Source organism: Mycobacterium sp. NGS68, from assembly GCF_059812195.1.
Map to the genome: position 1 here is coordinate 164,346 of NZ_JCALCE010000009.1, position 14,661 is coordinate 179,006.

The following is a 14,661-nucleotide window of genomic DNA, read 5'->3' on the forward strand; positions in this document are numbered from 1 at the left end:
CAAGCCGCGTAGCATGAAGCACCGCTCGGTCAGCTCGCATCGGCGATCGGAGGAGGTTGATGTGTTCCCTGGCTTTGACGCGCTGCCGGAGGCGCTGAGACCCGTCGCCCGTCCGAAGAATTCGACGGAGCACGTCCATCCCGAGCCCCGACCCGCCCAGCCCCTGATCGACTGCGGGGTGTACGTCGACGGCCGGCGGCAGCCCGGCAAATACTCCTACGCGCAGGCGCTGAGCACGGTGCGCGAGATCGAGTTGACGGGCCAGGGCGCGTTCGTCTGGATCGGGTTGCACGAGCCCGACGAGTCGCACATGCAGGAAGTCGCCGACGTCTTCGGGCTGCACCCGTTGGCGGTCGAGGACGCCGTGCACGCCCACCAGCGGCCCAAGCTGGAGCGCTACGACGACACCCTGTTCCTGGTGCTGAAAACCGTCAATTACGTGCCGCACGAGTCGGTGGTGCTGGCCCGCGAGATCGTGGAGACCGGCGAGATCATGATCTTCGTCGGCAAGGACTTCGTGGTCACGGTCCGCCACGGCGAACACGGCGGGCTGGCCGACGTGCGCAAGCGGATGGACAACGACCCGGTGCACCTGCGGCTGGGACCGTACGCGGTGATGCACGCCATCGCCGACTACGTGGTGGATCACTACGTCGAGGTGACCAACCTGATGGAATTCGACGTCGACAGCGCCGAGGAGGTGGCTTTCGCCCCCGCCCGCAACGTCGACGTCGAGCCGATCTATCTGCTCAAGCGCGAGGTCGTCGAGCTGCGCCGCTGCGTGAGCCCGCTGTCGGGGGCGTTCCAGCGCATGCAGACGGAGAACAAGGACCTGATCTCCAAGGAGGTCCGGCGCTATCTGCGCGACGTCGCCGATCACCAGACGGAGGCCGCCGACCACATCGCCGCCTACGACGACATGCTCAACACGCTGGTGCAGGCCGCGCTGGCGCGCACCGGCATGCAGCAGAACAGCGACATGCGCAAGATCTCCGCCTGGGCCGGCATCATCGCCGTGCCGACCATGGTCGCCGGGATCTACGGCATGAACTTCAAATTCATGCCCGAGCTCAACGAGCAGTGGGGCTACCCGACGGTGATCACCCTGATGTCGCTGGTCTGCGTGTTCCTGTACTTCAGCTTCCGAAAGCGCGGCTGGCTTTAAACCCGCCGTCGTCGTCGAATCTGCGCTGAGGGCGTCGTTTTCACGCTCGACCGCGCCCTGAGCGCAGGCTCGGCGCCGCCACCGCAGACTCGACGCACCGGGGGGCCACGGTCCGTGCCCGCCGCCGTCGACTCACGCGATGAAAACCCGCGCCCCACAGCAGTGTCGCTGTGAGGCGGGCAAAAGCACACACGCCCCAGAACTCACCGACGCGGGTCCAGCACATCCACCCCGTCGTCGCGCCACGTCTGCCGCATCGCCTCGGCGCCTTTGAGCCGCACCCACGCCGCCTCCGTCGCGGACAGCGGGGTCAGCGACAGAAAGCGCACCGGCTCCCGCGGCGGCGGAAGCGCCAGATCGGGAACGTCGCTCAAACCCAACAACACCGCGGTGAACGCAGCGCCCTTCCACATCGGCGTGCCGAGGTCGATCAGCCCGTCGGCGCGCAGCACCACCCCCTCGACCGCCGGGGTGGCGGCGACGACGGCCAGGCTGCGCGCCAGCCCGCGCACCGCGCCGGAATCGCGCAGCCGCAGAACGACTTCGGCGCGCGGGCCGCGCAACGGATCGGCGACCACCGCCGCCGGATCGACCATCGCGTGGCGCGAGCAGCCCAGCGACACGTAGTGCACCACCGAAGCCGTCGGGAAGCGCAGCACCTCTATCGGCTCGGTGCCCAGAAACGTCACGCTCGCCGAATCGGGCTCGACGTCGAAATGCGCTCGCAGGTGCGCACGCACCGCGTCCAGCGTCACGAAGCGGGCACCGTCAGATTCACCCCGGTGTCGGCGTCGAAGACGGCGACCTTCGCGGGGTCGACGGCCAATTCGAGGGGCTGCCCGAGGGCGGCCCTGGATTCGGCGGGAACCCGTGCCGCGAACAGGCTTTTGTCCGCATCGGACTCCTCGGCCAAGTCGTCGAGCTGGGCCGCATGCACCGCCGGCGCGGAGGTCGCGAAGTACACGTACTCGTCGGCGCCCAACGACTCGACCAACTCGACGGTCACCGGGAACACCAGCGCCTTGATCCGCTGATAGTCGTCGATCAGCGCCGCATCCGCGATGTGCTCGGGCCGCACCCCGACGATGACGTTGCGCGGCGCCGGGTGCCCCGCGATCACCTGCAGAGTCTCGGGCGCCAGCGTCACCTCACCGAACGGCAACGCGACACCCGAAGCGGTCAGCGTGGCGGGAAAGAAGTTCATCGCCGGCGAGCCGATGAAGCCCGCCACGAACAGATTCCCCGGACGCTCGTAAAGCTCACTGGGCGTGCCGATCTGCTGCGCGACCCCGCCGTGCATCACCACCACGCGGTCGCCCAGCGTCATGGCCTCGGTCTGGTCGTGCGTGACGTAGACGGTCGTGGTGCCCAGCCGCTTCTGCAGGCGGGCGATCTCGCCACGCATCTGCACCCGCAGCTTGGCGTCCAGATTGGAGAGCGGCTCGTCCATCAGAAACGCTTTGGGCTGCCGCACGATTGCCCGCCCCATCGCCACCCTCTGCCGCTGCCCACCGGACAGCTGCGACGGCTTGCGGTCCAGCAGCGCGACCAGGTCCAGAATCCGAGCGGTCTCGGCGACCTTGGCGGCGATCTCGGCCTTCTTCATCTTCGCCAACGTCAACGGAAACGCGATGTTCTGCCGCACCGTCATGTGCGGGTACAGGGCATACGACTGGAACACCATCGCGATGTCGCGGTCCTTGGGTGCCTTCTCGTTGACCCGCTCACCGCCGATGCGCAGCTCGCCCGACGAGATATCCTCAAGCCCCGCAATCATGTTCAGCGTCGTGGTCTTGCCGCAGCCGGACGGTCCCACCAGGATCAGGAATTCGCCGTCGGCGATGGTGAGGCTCAGGTCACGCACCGCGGTGTGACCGTCGGGATAACTCTTCCCGACGTGCTCCAGCACGATCTCGGCCATCCGCTATCCCTTCACGGCGCCGGAGGTCAACCCGGCGACTATGCGTCGTTGGAAGATTAGAACAAAGACGATGATCGGTACCGTGATCACGATCGCCCCGGCCGCGATCGACCCCGTCGGCTCCTCGAATTGCGAACTGCCGCTGAAGTTCGCGATCGCCACCGGCGCGGTCACGGCCGCGTTGGTGGCGGTCAGCGACAGCGCCAGCAACAGGTCGTTCCACGCGAAGATGAACACCAGGATCGCGGCCGTCACCAGCCCGGGCGCGGCCAGCGGGACGATCACCTTGCGGAACGCCTGCCCCGGCGTCGCGCCGTCCATCTTCGCGGCCTTCTCCAAATCCCATGGGATCTCGCGGAAGAACGCCGACAGCGTGTAGATGGCCAGCGGCAGCGCGAAGGTGATGTAGGGCAGGATCAGCCCCGGCCAGGTATCGAAAAGACCCACGGCGCGTTCGATATTGAACAACGGCGTGACCAGCGAGATGGCGGGGAACATGGTGATCAGCAGCGCCGCCCCGATCAGCAGCCGCTTGCCCGGAAAGTCCAACCGGGCAATCGCATACGCCGCCATCGCACCGAGCAGCACCGCGATCACGGTGGTGATCAGCCCGATTCCCACGGAGTTGATCAGCGCCCTGCTGAAGAACTCGCCGCGGAAGATGCCGCGGTAGTTGTCCAGGGTCACCGACGACGGGATCAGCCTGCCGTCGCGCACCGACGACGACGGCTTGAGCGACAGGCTCAGGATCCACAGCACCGGCAGCAGCGCGTACACCAGCACCAGAGCGTCGACCACGGCCCAAAACGCCACGCGCCGCACGGGTACGGTGCTCATGGGCGCCCGCCGGCGCCGGCCCCCGGCGCCGCCGCACCGAACAGCTTGATGAACACCACCGCAATGATGCCCACGCACAGGAAAATCAGCACGCTGATCGCCGAGCCCAGCCCCACGCTGAAACCCTTGAACAGGTTGTCGTAGCCCAGGATCGACACCGATTCGGTGTTGTTCTGCCCCGCCGTCAGCACGTAGATGTTGTCGAAGATGCGGAACGCGTCCAGCGTCCGGAACAGCAGCGCCACCACCACCGCCGGCTTGATGATCGGCAGGGTGATCCGCGTCAGCCGCCGCCAGGCGCCGGCGCCGTCGACCTCGGCGGCCTTCAACAGGTCCTCGGGCACCAGCGCCAGCCCGGCCAGCAGCAGCAGCGACATGAACGGCGTCGTCTTCCACACCTCGGCCAGCACCACGATGCCCAGCGATGGGATCTGCTCGGTCAGCGGCGCGGAACCGTGCGGCAGCAGGTTGGCCAGGTACCCGGTGCCCGGCGTCCAGGCGTAGTACCAGCTGTACGAGGCGACCACCGTGACAATCCCGTACGGGATCAGCACCGCGGTGCGCACCAGGCCCCTGCCGATCAGGGTGCGGTGCATCGTCAGCGCCAGCGCCAGGCCCAGCACGAATTCGAGCGTCACCGACGCCACCGTGATCGCCAGCGTCACCGCCAGCGCGGTCCACCAATACCGGTCGGTCAGGACCGTCTGGTAGTTGCTCAGGCCGACGAAGCGAGTGTCGTTCGGGGTGGCCAGGTTGTTGTGCTGCAGGCTCAGCCACACGGCGTAGCCGATCGGATACGCCGTGACCGCCAGCATCAGCGTCGCCGCGGGGGCGACCAGCAAAAACGCCAACCGTCGCTCGCTGGACGAACTCGAGGCACTCACGGCAGCAGCCCCTTGGCGTCGATCGCCTTCTGTACCTGCACGCTGAGCTCGTCGGCCGTGCGCTCCGGGTCGATCGCGGTGACCGGGCTCAGCGCCACCGCCAGCCGCAGCGACACGGCCTGGTAGGCGGGCGTCGCCGGGCGCATCGCGGCATCGGTGAGCTGGCGCCGAATCGCCTCGTACATCGGGTATTTCGCCTGAAACTGCGGATCGGAGTAGAGCGAGGTCCGCACCGCGGGCAGCCCCCCGGCGATCGACACGTACTTCTGGTTGGCCGCGCTGCGCAGGCACCGGACGGCCTCGAAGGCCTCGGCCCGATGCCGGGTGGTGCGCGCCACCGTCAGGTTCAGCCCGCCGATGGTCACCTTGGCGGGCCGCTCTGGCGACACGCCCGGGTACGGCGCGAAGCCGAACACCTTGCGGCTGGCCTCGAAGGCGATGCGGAACTGTTCCTCGGTGGGAGTGAAGGTCCCGACGTCGTTGATGCTGCCGGCCAGCGCGGGATCCTCGTTGAGGTGCAGGAACGGCACGCCGCCTTTGACCGCGTTCTCCAGCAGCGAGGCCAGCACGTACGGCCAGTTGACCTCGAGCGCGCCGCGGCCCTGCTCCACGCCGAGCCGCGCGCTGTCCTCCTCGGCCCGGTTGATCGACGGGTTGGCCCCGGGCGCGGTGGCCACCGACTTGATGATCCGCAGCGCGGCGACGGTGGCGGCGCGGTGTGCGGGGGTGTCGGCCAGGGTGACGTGCCGGCCGTCCTCGGACAGCACCTGCCCGCCGCCGCTGACCAGCAGCGTGTTGAACCACACCACCAAGCCCTCACCGCGGTTGGCCTGCACGCCGATCCAGCTCGGCTGCCCCGCGGCGTGCAACCGAGCCGCCTCGGCCACCATCTCGTTCCAGTCGGCCGGTACCTGGTGCACCAAATCGGTGCGGTACCACAGCAATTGGGTGTTGGTTGTGACGGGCGCGCCGTACAGCCGGTGGTGCCACGCGGCGGTCGCCAGCGGGCCGGGCAGGGTGTCGACGGTCGCGTCGGCCTCGGCCAGTCCGGCCGGGTCGTCGGACAGCGGCAGCGCCCACCCGGCCTCGGCGAACTCGGCGGTCCAGACGACATCCATGGCCATCACGTCCAGGCTGTGGTCGTCGGCGGTCAGCCGCCGGGCCAGCTGCAGCCGCTGCTGGTCGGGCCCCCGGGGCAGGCTGACGTGCCGGACGGCAAACCGGCCGCCGAACTGCGCGGTGCACCGCCGGGCCACCTCGGTGAACGTCGCGGCGTCGGTGGCCGGCGTGTAGAAGTTGAGCACCAGCCCGCCGCCACCAGAGCCGCACCCCGACACCAAAGCGGCGACGGTCAGCGTCGCCAGCAGCAGCGCAGCCGCCCGGCGCGCGCGCCGCACGTCAGATCGCCAGGCGCGCCAGCAGATCCCGCGCCTTCTCCGCGTTCTGTGGATCGCAGAGGACGTCGTAGCGCCCGGCCACCAACTGCATGGTCGAACTGAAGTCCCTGGTGCCGCGGGCCATCGCATACGGAACCGCGGACGTGATCAGGCCGAATACTACCCCGGCGATCAGGCCCGTGGGCAGCACGGCCCACAGGTTGCGGTTGAACATGCCGAGCAGCAACCCGATGAACAGCCCCAGCCACGCACCGCTCACCACGCCGCCGCCCAGCACTTTGGGCCAGCTCAGCCGGCCGGTGACCCGCTCCACCTGCATCAGGTCGACGCCCACGATCGTCACCTGCTGGACCGGGAAATCCTGGTCGGACAGGTAGTCGACGGCGCGCTGCGCCTCGGCGTAGGTGGGATAGGACCCGACGGGCCAACCCTTGGGCGGGGTGGGCAATCCGGGGACCCCGCGACCGGCCGCCGGACCGCTCGTCGGGCCGGGAACTTGGCCGGGCTGGAAAGGGCTAGTCATCGGTCCACATCCTCCTGTGCTCCCGCCATCGTTACACCTGCATCGTTTCCACCCTAATGACGTCGCGTGAGGCCCGCGTTAACCTGCGGATTCGGCGCTGCGGCCGACGCTTTTCGACGTACCTCACACCCGGCGCATGAGCTAAGTTGATCAGCATGACAGGCGGTTTCGGCACCAGTGGCCATGACGATCCGGCCAACCGGCCGCCCGGGGGGTCGGGAGATCCGGACCAGACCAGGTGGGGCGGCGCCGTGAACCCGTCCCCGCAGCAACAGCCCTGGGAACCGCCGCCGGTCGACTACCCGCCCACCGGCGAATACCCGTCGCCGCCCAGCTACCCGCCGCCCAACCCGGCCGGGTACGGCGGCCCGCAGTATCAGCCGTATCCTCCGCCGCCGCCCCCGCCCTACATCGCGCCGTCGGCCAGCTACCCCTATTCGGCCGGCTACTACGCGCCGATCGGCACCAACGGGATGGCGATCGGCTCGCTGGTCACCTCGATCTTCAGCCTGCTGTGCTGCCAGCTCGTCGGCATCGTGTCCCTGATCCTGGGCATCGTCGCGCTCAACCAGATCAAGCAGACCAACCAGGACGGCCACGGCCTGGCCATCGCCGGCATCGTGATCAGCGGGTTGTCCATCGCATTGATGGTGTTGATCTTCATCGTGGCGGTCGCCAGGCGCTCGTATACGTAGCGTTCGTCTGCGCTGCTTAGGCTCTATCACCATGGGATCGGTCAACAGGGTGTACGTCGCGCGCCTGGCGCGGATGTTGGTGCTGGGTCCACTCGGCGAATCGTTCGGACGCGTCCGAGACGTCGTCATCAGCATCAGCATCGTCCGTCAGCAGCCGCGCGTGCTGGGGCTGGTGGTCGATCTGGCGACCCGCCGCAGCATCTTCATCCCGATCCTGCGGGTCGCCGCGATCGAGCCCAATGCGGTGACGCTGACCAGCGGCAACGTGTCGCTGCGCCACTTCGAGCAGCGGCCCGGCGAGGTGCTGGCGATGGGCCAGATCCTGGACACTCCCGTCAAGGTCAGCGACCCCGACCTGCCGGAGCTGGCCAAGTCCGACGTCGTGATCACCGACCTGGGCATCGAGCAGACCCGCACCCGGGACTGGATGGTGAGCAGGGTCGCCGTCCGCAGCCAACGGCGGCTGGGGCGGCGCGGCCCCGTGCACGTCGTTGACTGGCACAACGTGCACGGCCTGACCCCGTCGGCGCTGGCATTGCCGGGCCAGGGGGTCGCCGAGCTGCTCGACCAGTTCGAGGGCCGCAAGGCCGTGGATGTCGCCGACGCCATCCGCGGGCTGCCGCCCAAGCGGCGCTACGAGGTGTTCAAGGCGCTCGACGACGAGCGGCTGGCCGACATCCTGCAGGAGCTGCCCGAGCTGGATCAGGCCGAGGTGCTGTCACAGCTGGGCACCGAACGTTCGGCCGACGTGCTCGAGGCGATGGATCCCGACGACGCCGCCGACCTGCTGGGCGTGCTCACCCCGACCGACGCCGAGATGCTGCTGACCCGGATGGATCCCGACGACTCCGACCCGGTACGACGGCTGTTGACGCATTCCCCCGACACCGCCGGCGGCCTGATGACCTCCGATCCGCTGGTGCTGACGCCGGACACCGCGGTCGCCGAGGCGCTGGCCCGGGCCCGCGACGCCGACATCACGCCCGCGCTGTCGTCGATGGTGTTCGTGGCGCGCCCGCCGACGGCCACCCCCACCGGTCGCTACCTGGGCTGCGTGGCGCTGCAGCGGCTGCTGCGCGAGCCGCCCGCCGAGCTGGTCGGCGGCATCCTGGACACCGACCTGCTGACGCTGACGCCGGAGACTCCGCTGGCCGCGGTGACCCGCTACTTCGCCGCCTACAACCTGGTCTGCGGGCCGGTGGTGGACGACCAGAACCACCTGCTCGGCGCCGTCACCGTGGACGACCTGCTCGACCACCTGCTGCCGCACGACTGGCGGCTGGACGCCCAGCAGCTCGACGGCACCGTCGCCGTGACCGGCACACCCGGAGCGGCCCGGTGAGCAAATCGACGGCCCCGCGCCGGCTGTACACCCCGCGGACCTCGCGCAAGTTCGCGCTGCAGGTGGACCCCGAGACCGTCGGGCAGTTCACCGAATCCATCGCGCGCTTCTTCGGCACCGGGCGCTATCTGCTGCTGCAGACGATCATGGTGGTGGCCTGGATCATGCTCAACCTCGGCGTGGTGCACTGGCGCTGGGACCCCTACCCGTTCATCCTGCTCAACCTCGCGTTCTCCACCCAGGCCGCCTACGCGGCCCCGCTGATCCTGCTGGCCCAGAACCGGCAGGAGAACCGGGACCGCGTCGCGCTGGAAGAGGACCGCCGTCGGGCCGCACAGACCAAGGCGGACACCGAATATCTGGCCCGCGAACTGGCCGCGCTGCGGCTGGCCGTCGGCGAGGTCGCCACCCGCGATTACCTGCGCCACGAGCTGGAAAATCTGCGCGCTGCACTGGCCGAAACTCAGCCTCAGGACCCGGATAAACAGCACCCACGACCGGGTGAGATTGTTGAGCGCCGGACCAAGAAATCGGGGTAGTACCCCAAACGGGGCATTGCGCCACTCCCGTCACAAGAGTTATGTATGGTGATCTAGTTCACGAAGCTAAGAAGAAGCCGTAACAAAGAGGACACGATTCCCGACGACTCAAACATGAGGACGGTCGAGTGCGCATAGGGGGACGCTGGGATGCACTCCCGGCCGTCGCAGCGATGCGGCATCGTGCGCGTCATCTGACGCGTACGCCTGCTTTTGGTATCGCCGTCATCACGCCGTTGGTTTTCGCCGGTGCCGTCGGGGGGACGCCCGGCGCGCTGCCCGGAAGGATCCCGTCGGTGCGCGCCGTCACTCCGGTGGCCGCGGTCTCCCCGGCCGGCACCACCCGCGTCTCGTCGGGCCCGGGCGTCGTCGCCATCCCGCGGGGGCCCGCCGCCTTCCACGTCGCGGAGGCCAGCTCGTCGGCGCCGCCGCCCCCGACGGTCGTGACCGCGCCTGGGACGCTGGGCATCCCGAAGCCCGCCCTGGCCGCCTACCGCAACGCTGAGCTGAAGATGGCCGCGGCCATGCCGAACTGCGGCGTCAGCTGGAACCTGCTGGCCGGGATCGGCCGCATCGAGTCCGGGCATGCCAGCGGCGGCGCGGTCGATGCGCGCGGCACCGCGATCAACCCGATCTACGGCCCCGCGCTGGACGGCACGCTGCCCGGCAACGAGGTCATCGTCCAGAGCAACGTCGGCAACCGAGTCACCTACGCCCGCGCGTTGGGGCCGATGCAGTTCCTGCCCGGCACCTGGGCGCGCTACGCCGCCGACGGCGACGGCGACGGCATCGCCGATCCGCAAAACCTGTACGACGCGACGCTCGCGGCGGCCCGGTATCTGTGCAGCGGCGGCCTGAACCTGCGCGACCCGAACCAGGTCATGGCCGCGATCCTGCGCTACAACAACTCGGTGGCCTACGCCCAGAACGTGCTGGGCTGGGCCGCGGCGTACGCCACCGGCGTGGTGCCCGTCGACCTGCCGCCGATCACCGGTACCCCGCCGCCCATCGGCGACTCGCACCTGGAGCACCCGGAGGGCCTCGGGCCCAGCATGTTGCTGGACCACAGCGGCGGCCTCCCGATGACCGACCCGTTCGCCGGCCGGACGCCGCTGATCGACCTGGGTGGCAACAACCCTCAGCTGATCAGCACGCAGCCGATGTACCCCTGGATGACGCCGCCGACCACGCAGGGTCCGGCGCCGCTGACGCTCGCGCCCGGCTGCACGCTGATCTGCATCGGCGGGACGGGCCCGGGGCCGGGCCCGCAGGCGGCCGGGACGCTGCCGCCGCAGCCCGACGCCGCCCCACCGTTCGGCGCTCCGGCCGTCGGGGCGCCCCCGTTCGGGGCACCGCCGTTCCCGCAGGCACCGCCGTTCCCGCAGGCACCGCCGCCCGCGCCCGACCCGCTGGCCCCGCCCGCGGCTCCCGCGCCGGCCGTTGCGCCGCCCGCTGGCGGGGCGCCGCCTGCTGCCGGGGCGCCGCCCGCTGGCGGGGCGCCCAATGCCCCGAAGCGGCCGGCCGGACCTGCGGCACCGCCCGCCCCGAACGTGCCCGCGGTGAACCCGCCCGCACCGGCCGAGCCGGTGCCACCGCCACCCGGCTGAGAGCCCACGCCGCCCGGGCCGCATAGACTCGGCAGTGATGTCTGATCTGAATTCGGCGATCCACGCCGCCCTGGCCAAGGTAATCGACCCCGAACTGCGGCGGCCCATCACCGAACTGGGCATGGTCAAGAGCATCGACGTCGAACCCGACGGCGGTGTGCACGTGGGGATCTACCTGACCACCGCGGCGTGCCCCAAGAAGACCGAGATCAGCGAGCGCGTCGCCGCAGCCGTCGCGGACGTGCCGGGAACCGGCGCCGTCAAGGTCAGCCTCGACGTAATGAGCGACGAGCAGCGGACCGAGCTGCGCAAGCAGTTGCGCGGAGACGCCCACGAACCCGTCATCCCGTTCGCCCAGCCCAGCTCGCTGACTCGGGTGTACGCCGTCGCATCCGGCAAGGGCGGGGTCGGAAAGTCCAGCGTCACAGTCAATCTGGCCGCCGCGATGGCCGCCCGCGGGCTGTCGGTCGGCGTGCTCGACGCCGACATCCACGGCCATTCCATCCCCCGCATGATGGGCACCACCGACCGTCCCACCCAGGTCGAGTCGATGATCCTGCCGCCGATCGCCCACGAGGTTAAGGTCATCTCGATCGCCCAGTTCACGGAGGGCAATTCCCCGGTGGTATGGCGCGGCCCGATGCTGCACCGCGCACTGCAGCAGTTCCTCGCCGACGTCTACTGGGGCGATCTGGACGTGCTGCTGCTCGACCTGCCGCCCGGGACCGGCGACATCGCCATCTCGGTGGCTCAGCTGATCCCGAACGCCGAGATCCTGGTGGTGACCACTCCGCAGCTCGCGGCGGCCGAGGTCGCCGAACGGGCCGGCAGCATCGCGATCCAGACCCGTCAGCGCATCGTCGGCGTGGTGGAGAACATGTCCGGGCTGCTGCTGCCGGACGGCTCGACGCTGCAGGTCTTCGGCGAAGGCGGGGGTGCGCAGGTCGCCGAGCGGCTGTCCCGCGCCACCGGCGTCGAGGTGCCGCTGCTGGGGCAGATCCCGCTGGACCCCGCGCTGGTCGAAGCCGGCGACGCCGGTGTCCCGATCGTGCTGAGCGCGCCCGACTCGCCGGTCGGCAAGGAGCTGCGGGGCATCGCCGACGGCCTGTCATCGCGGCGGCGCGGGCTGGCGGGCATGTCGCTGGGCCTGGACCCGACGCGGCGCTAACCTGCGCTCTGGCCCTGTCGCGACCGTAACCTCGCGAAACGCCGCCGACGGGTGTCGAGTTAAGACACGCAAATCGCCGCACAGCGTGCCACAATCCGACGCTCGACGGGCTAAGGATTCAGGTCGCGTCCGGGTCGAACGGCGTGTGCTCGGGCGGCACGGCAGGAGCAGACTCCGCATCAGACTCAGCGGCCGGCTCAGGCGCAACGGGCGCACCGTTGACGGGCTGCTCGAAGTTTCCGGTGAAGATCGAGTCGTCGCCGTCGAGCAGATGCTTGGTGAGCGCAGCACGCGGCGTCATGCCCCGCAGCTTCTGCAGCTCGCTGAGCTGCCCGCGGATGTCGTCGAACTCCGGGCCGATGTCCTCGCGCAGCTGGTTGGTCATGCCGCTGAGGTAGTCGCGGGCCTGCCCCAGAGCCCCCGCAGTCCACCTGATGGCACCCGGCAGGCGTTCGGGGCCCAGCACCAGCAGCCCGACCACCAGCAGTACCAGCAGCTCCCCCCAGCCGACGTTGGCGAACATCTAGCTGGTGTCGGGGTCTGGCTTGACGGTCAGAGTGACGTGCCGGCCTTCGCGGACGACCTCGATCGGGGCGTCCTGCCCGATGGTCAGCTGCCGCACGGCGACGACGAACTCGTCGGCGTCGGCGACCTTGCGGTTGCCGACCTTGACGATCACGTCGTTCTCGAGAATGCCGCCCTTCTGCGCGGGGCTGCCGGCCTTCACGTTGGCGACCTGCGCGCCCGACGCGATCGCGTTCGAAACCGACCGCGTGCTGATCCCCAGCGTCGGGTGCACGATCTTGCCGTCCTTGATCAGCGTCTGCGCGACCTGCTTCATCTCGTTGACCGGGATCGCGAAGCCCAGGCCACTGGCGCTGTCGGACAGCGACTTGCCGGCAGTGTTGATGCCGATCACCTGCGAAGACATGTCGATCAGCGGGCCGCCGGAGTTGCCGTGGTTGATCGAGGCGTCGGTCTGCAGGGCGTCGATGACGGTGTCGGTGTCCGAACCCTCCCCCGACAGCGGCACCGGGCGGTGCAGCGCGCTGATGATGCCGTGGGTGACGGTGCTGCGCAGGCCCAGCGGCGCGCCGGCGGCCAGCACCTCGTCGCCGACCCGGACCTTGTCGGAGTCGCCGAGCCGGGCAACGCTCAGGTTGTCGACGTTGTCGACCTTGAGCACGGCCAGGTCGGTCTTGGGGTCGCGGCCCACCAGGGTGGCGGGCACTTCCTTGCCGTCGTTGAACACCACCTTGGTCTTGAACTGGCTGGGGTTGTTGGCCGCCTCGGAGATGACGTGGTTGTTGGTGACGATGTAGCCGCGACCGTCGATGATCACGCCGGAACCCTGCATGCCCTCGGTGTCGCTCTTGGACTCGATGGTCACCACGGAGTCGGCGACCGCGGCGGCGACCTTGGTGAATCGGCCGGCCGGCTCTTCTTTATTGCCGCTGGTGGACAGCGTCACCTTGGACGTGGTGAACGCGCCGACGACCTCGGCGGTCTTGCGGCCGATCACGCCGCCCACCGCGCCGACCACCAGCGCGATCAGCAGCAGCACCACCAGCGCCAGATAGGACACCTTGCCGCCGAACAGCACATCGCGCACGCCGAGCTTGCCGGTCTGCCCCAGCGGGGCGTGCGACACCGGCGCCGACACCGCCGGGGTGCCCAGCGCGGCGCCCGCGCCCGGATCCCGCCAGGGGTCGTCGGCCTCGTCGGTGTCCGCGCCGTCCTTCTCGGCGGCCAGCGCATTCGCGTCGATCGGGTGGCGCTGCAGCGAGTCGGCGCCCGCGAACGGCCGGCTGAACGCCTCTTCGAGGACCGGGTCGGCGGGCTTGTCGTGGGGCCGGAAGTCGGTCTGGTCGCGGTACTTCTGCGGGCGCACACGCTCCGCCACGAACGACCCGCGCAGCCCCCGCGGACGACCGAACGTCTGCGTCGCCGCGGGGTCGACGGGAGGCCGGGAGACGGGCCGCGGCGCCAGCCGGTTGCCGCCGTCTTGGCCGATGTTGTTGCCTTGGTCGGAGGTCACTCTCTCCCCTTCTCGGCCCGGAACGGTATGTCCACCCTAGTATCCACGGTTCTGGATCGGTCGGCCTGAGCGCACACGCGGGAACGCCCCGGGTGTGCCCGGCGATTAACCGCCAAGCTACCGGCGCTTACGTGAGTTGCGTGGGTCGCCCTCACCGACACGGTCGGGCAGCGGCCCGGGGAATGCGGTCGTGTCGTCGGGCGCGCAGTGCGGGATCTCCGACAGCAGCCCCAGCAGCGAGGTCGGGACGCGGATGGGGTGCGAGTCGCGCAGCGCGGCACGCGCCCGGCTGTGGTCGTCGACCTCGGCCGCACACTGCGGGCACAGCGAAAGGTGGTGCGCCGCGCGCAGGTGGGCGTTCATCCGCAGCTCGCCGTCGACGAACGCGGCGATCGCCTCGATCGACAGGTGCTCGGTGGAGCCGAATCGCCGCGGCGCGCCCACCGGCGCATCGCTTTGCGAGGCGAACTGGGCGGGCAGCCACGAGAACGCGCGCCGGAACACATGCCCCACACCCTCGGGGTAGGCCATTACCGGCTCCTTTC

15 protein-coding genes are annotated in these 14,661 nt (G+C 69.7%); 6 read left to right on the plus strand and 9 right to left on the minus strand.

Annotation, left to right across the window (positions count from 1 at the left end):
• Positions 1-61: 61 nt before the first annotated feature.
• Positions 62-1,165, plus strand: a complete 1,104-nt coding sequence (gene corA / locus AC5Y5V_RS12645; protein WP_499935178.1) for a magnesium/cobalt transporter CorA — start codon at positions 62-64, stop codon at positions 1,163-1,165.
• Between the two features lie 203 nt (positions 1,166-1,368).
• Here the strand turns inward: corA and AC5Y5V_RS12650 are convergent, their stop codons facing one another.
• Genes AC5Y5V_RS12650 through AC5Y5V_RS12675 form a run of 6 tightly spaced genes read right to left on the minus strand, consistent with a single transcriptional unit; the run spans position 1,369 to position 6,727 of the window.
• Positions 1,369-1,914 (minus strand): suppressor of fused domain protein, encoded by a 546-nt coding sequence (locus AC5Y5V_RS12650; RefSeq protein ID WP_499935351.1) that lies wholly within the window; start codon positions 1,912-1,914, stop codon positions 1,369-1,371.
• A gap of 2 nt (positions 1,915-1,916) precedes the next feature.
• Positions 1,917-3,086, minus strand: coding sequence for an ABC transporter ATP-binding protein (locus tag AC5Y5V_RS12655; RefSeq protein WP_499935182.1), 1,170 nt, complete (start codon positions 3,084-3,086; stop codon positions 1,917-1,919).
• 3 nt (positions 3,087-3,089) lie between these two features.
• Positions 3,090-3,923 (minus strand): carbohydrate ABC transporter permease, encoded by an 834-nt coding sequence (locus AC5Y5V_RS12660; RefSeq protein ID WP_499935187.1) that lies wholly within the window; start codon positions 3,921-3,923, stop codon positions 3,090-3,092.
• Positions 3,920-4,807 carry a carbohydrate ABC transporter permease gene (locus tag AC5Y5V_RS12665; protein WP_499935191.1) on the minus strand — a complete coding sequence of 296 codons (888 nt, stop codon included), beginning with the start codon at positions 4,805-4,807 and terminating at the stop codon, positions 3,920-3,922. Before AC5Y5V_RS12665 ends, AC5Y5V_RS12660 begins: the two co-directional genes overlap by 4 nt.
• Positions 4,804-6,204, minus strand: a complete 1,401-nt coding sequence (locus tag AC5Y5V_RS12670; RefSeq protein WP_499935196.1) for an extracellular solute-binding protein — start codon at positions 6,202-6,204, stop codon at positions 4,804-4,806. Before AC5Y5V_RS12670 ends, AC5Y5V_RS12665 begins: the two co-directional genes overlap by 4 nt.
• A gap of 1 nt (position 6,205) precedes the next feature.
• The gene (locus AC5Y5V_RS12675) at positions 6,206-6,727 is read right to left on the minus strand and encodes a YflT domain-containing protein (RefSeq protein WP_499935201.1); all 522 of its coding nucleotides are present in this window, start codon (positions 6,725-6,727) and stop codon (positions 6,206-6,208) included.
• A gap of 155 nt (positions 6,728-6,882) precedes the next feature.
• Between AC5Y5V_RS12675 and AC5Y5V_RS12680 the strand changes: the two genes are divergently transcribed.
• From AC5Y5V_RS12680 to AC5Y5V_RS12700, 5 genes are all read left to right on the plus strand, one after another.
• A complete protein-coding gene (locus AC5Y5V_RS12680) occupies positions 6,883-7,422 on the plus strand; it encodes a DUF4190 domain-containing protein (RefSeq protein ID WP_499935204.1) in 540 nt (179 codons plus the stop codon).
• Positions 7,423-7,453: 31 nt separating this feature from the next.
• A complete protein-coding gene (locus AC5Y5V_RS12685) occupies positions 7,454-8,764 on the plus strand; it encodes a magnesium transporter MgtE N-terminal domain-containing protein (protein ID WP_499935206.1) in 1,311 nt (436 codons plus the stop codon).
• Positions 8,761-9,303, plus strand: a complete 543-nt coding sequence (locus AC5Y5V_RS12690) for a DUF1003 domain-containing protein (RefSeq protein ID WP_499935208.1) — start codon at positions 8,761-8,763, stop codon at positions 9,301-9,303. The genes AC5Y5V_RS12685 and AC5Y5V_RS12690 overlap by 4 nt, the downstream gene beginning before the upstream one ends.
• A gap of 128 nt (positions 9,304-9,431) precedes the next feature.
• Positions 9,432-10,910, plus strand: a complete 1,479-nt coding sequence (locus AC5Y5V_RS12695) for a lytic transglycosylase domain-containing protein (protein WP_499935210.1) — start codon at positions 9,432-9,434, stop codon at positions 10,908-10,910.
• Positions 10,911-10,947: 37 nt separating this feature from the next.
• Positions 10,948-12,078, plus strand: a complete 1,131-nt coding sequence (locus AC5Y5V_RS12700) for an Mrp/NBP35 family ATP-binding protein (protein ID WP_499935214.1) — start codon at positions 10,948-10,950, stop codon at positions 12,076-12,078.
• A gap of 118 nt (positions 12,079-12,196) precedes the next feature.
• Here the strand turns inward: AC5Y5V_RS12700 and tatB are convergent, their stop codons facing one another.
• The 3 genes from tatB to rseA all read right to left on the minus strand — a co-directional run bounded on the left by tatB (position 12,197) and on the right by rseA (position 14,647).
• On the minus strand, positions 12,197-12,601 hold the full coding sequence (gene tatB / locus AC5Y5V_RS12705; RefSeq protein ID WP_499935219.1) for a Sec-independent protein translocase protein TatB: 405 nt from the start codon (positions 12,599-12,601) through the stop codon (positions 12,197-12,199).
• On the minus strand, positions 12,602-14,116 hold the full coding sequence (gene htrA, locus AC5Y5V_RS12710; protein WP_499935222.1) for a serine protease HtrA: 1,515 nt from the start codon (positions 14,114-14,116) through the stop codon (positions 12,602-12,604).
• A 117-nt stretch (positions 14,117-14,233) separates the two neighbouring features.
• Entirely contained in the window at positions 14,234-14,647 is a 414-nt protein-coding gene (gene rseA, locus AC5Y5V_RS12715) for an anti-sigma E factor RseA (RefSeq protein ID WP_499935226.1), read from the minus strand.
• Positions 14,648-14,661 lie beyond the last annotated feature (14 nt).

Bases quoted from the DNA above. Each gene is read 5' to 3' on its own strand.
- AC5Y5V_RS12685 (WP_499935206.1), top strand. From the start codon at position 7,454: ATGGGATCGGTCAACAGGGTGTACGTCGCGCGCCTGGCGCGGATGTTG.
- tatB (WP_499935219.1), bottom strand. From the start codon at position 12,601: ATGTTCGCCAACGTCGGCTGGGGGGAGCTGCTGGTACTGCTGGTGGTC.
- AC5Y5V_RS12700 (WP_499935214.1), top strand. From the start codon at position 10,948: ATGTCTGATCTGAATTCGGCGATCCACGCCGCCCTGGCCAAGGTAATC.
- AC5Y5V_RS12660 (WP_499935187.1), bottom strand. From the start codon at position 3,923: ATGAGCACCGTACCCGTGCGGCGCGTGGCGTTTTGGGCCGTGGTCGAC.
- AC5Y5V_RS12680 (WP_499935204.1), top strand. From the start codon at position 6,883: ATGACAGGCGGTTTCGGCACCAGTGGCCATGACGATCCGGCCAACCGG.
- rseA (WP_499935226.1), bottom strand. From the start codon at position 14,647: ATGGCCTACCCCGAGGGTGTGGGGCATGTGTTCCGGCGCGCGTTCTCG.
- AC5Y5V_RS12655 (WP_499935182.1), bottom strand. From the start codon at position 3,086: ATGGCCGAGATCGTGCTGGAGCACGTCGGGAAGAGTTATCCCGACGGT.
- AC5Y5V_RS12675 (WP_499935201.1), bottom strand. From the start codon at position 6,727: ATGACTAGCCCTTTCCAGCCCGGCCAAGTTCCCGGCCCGACGAGCGGT.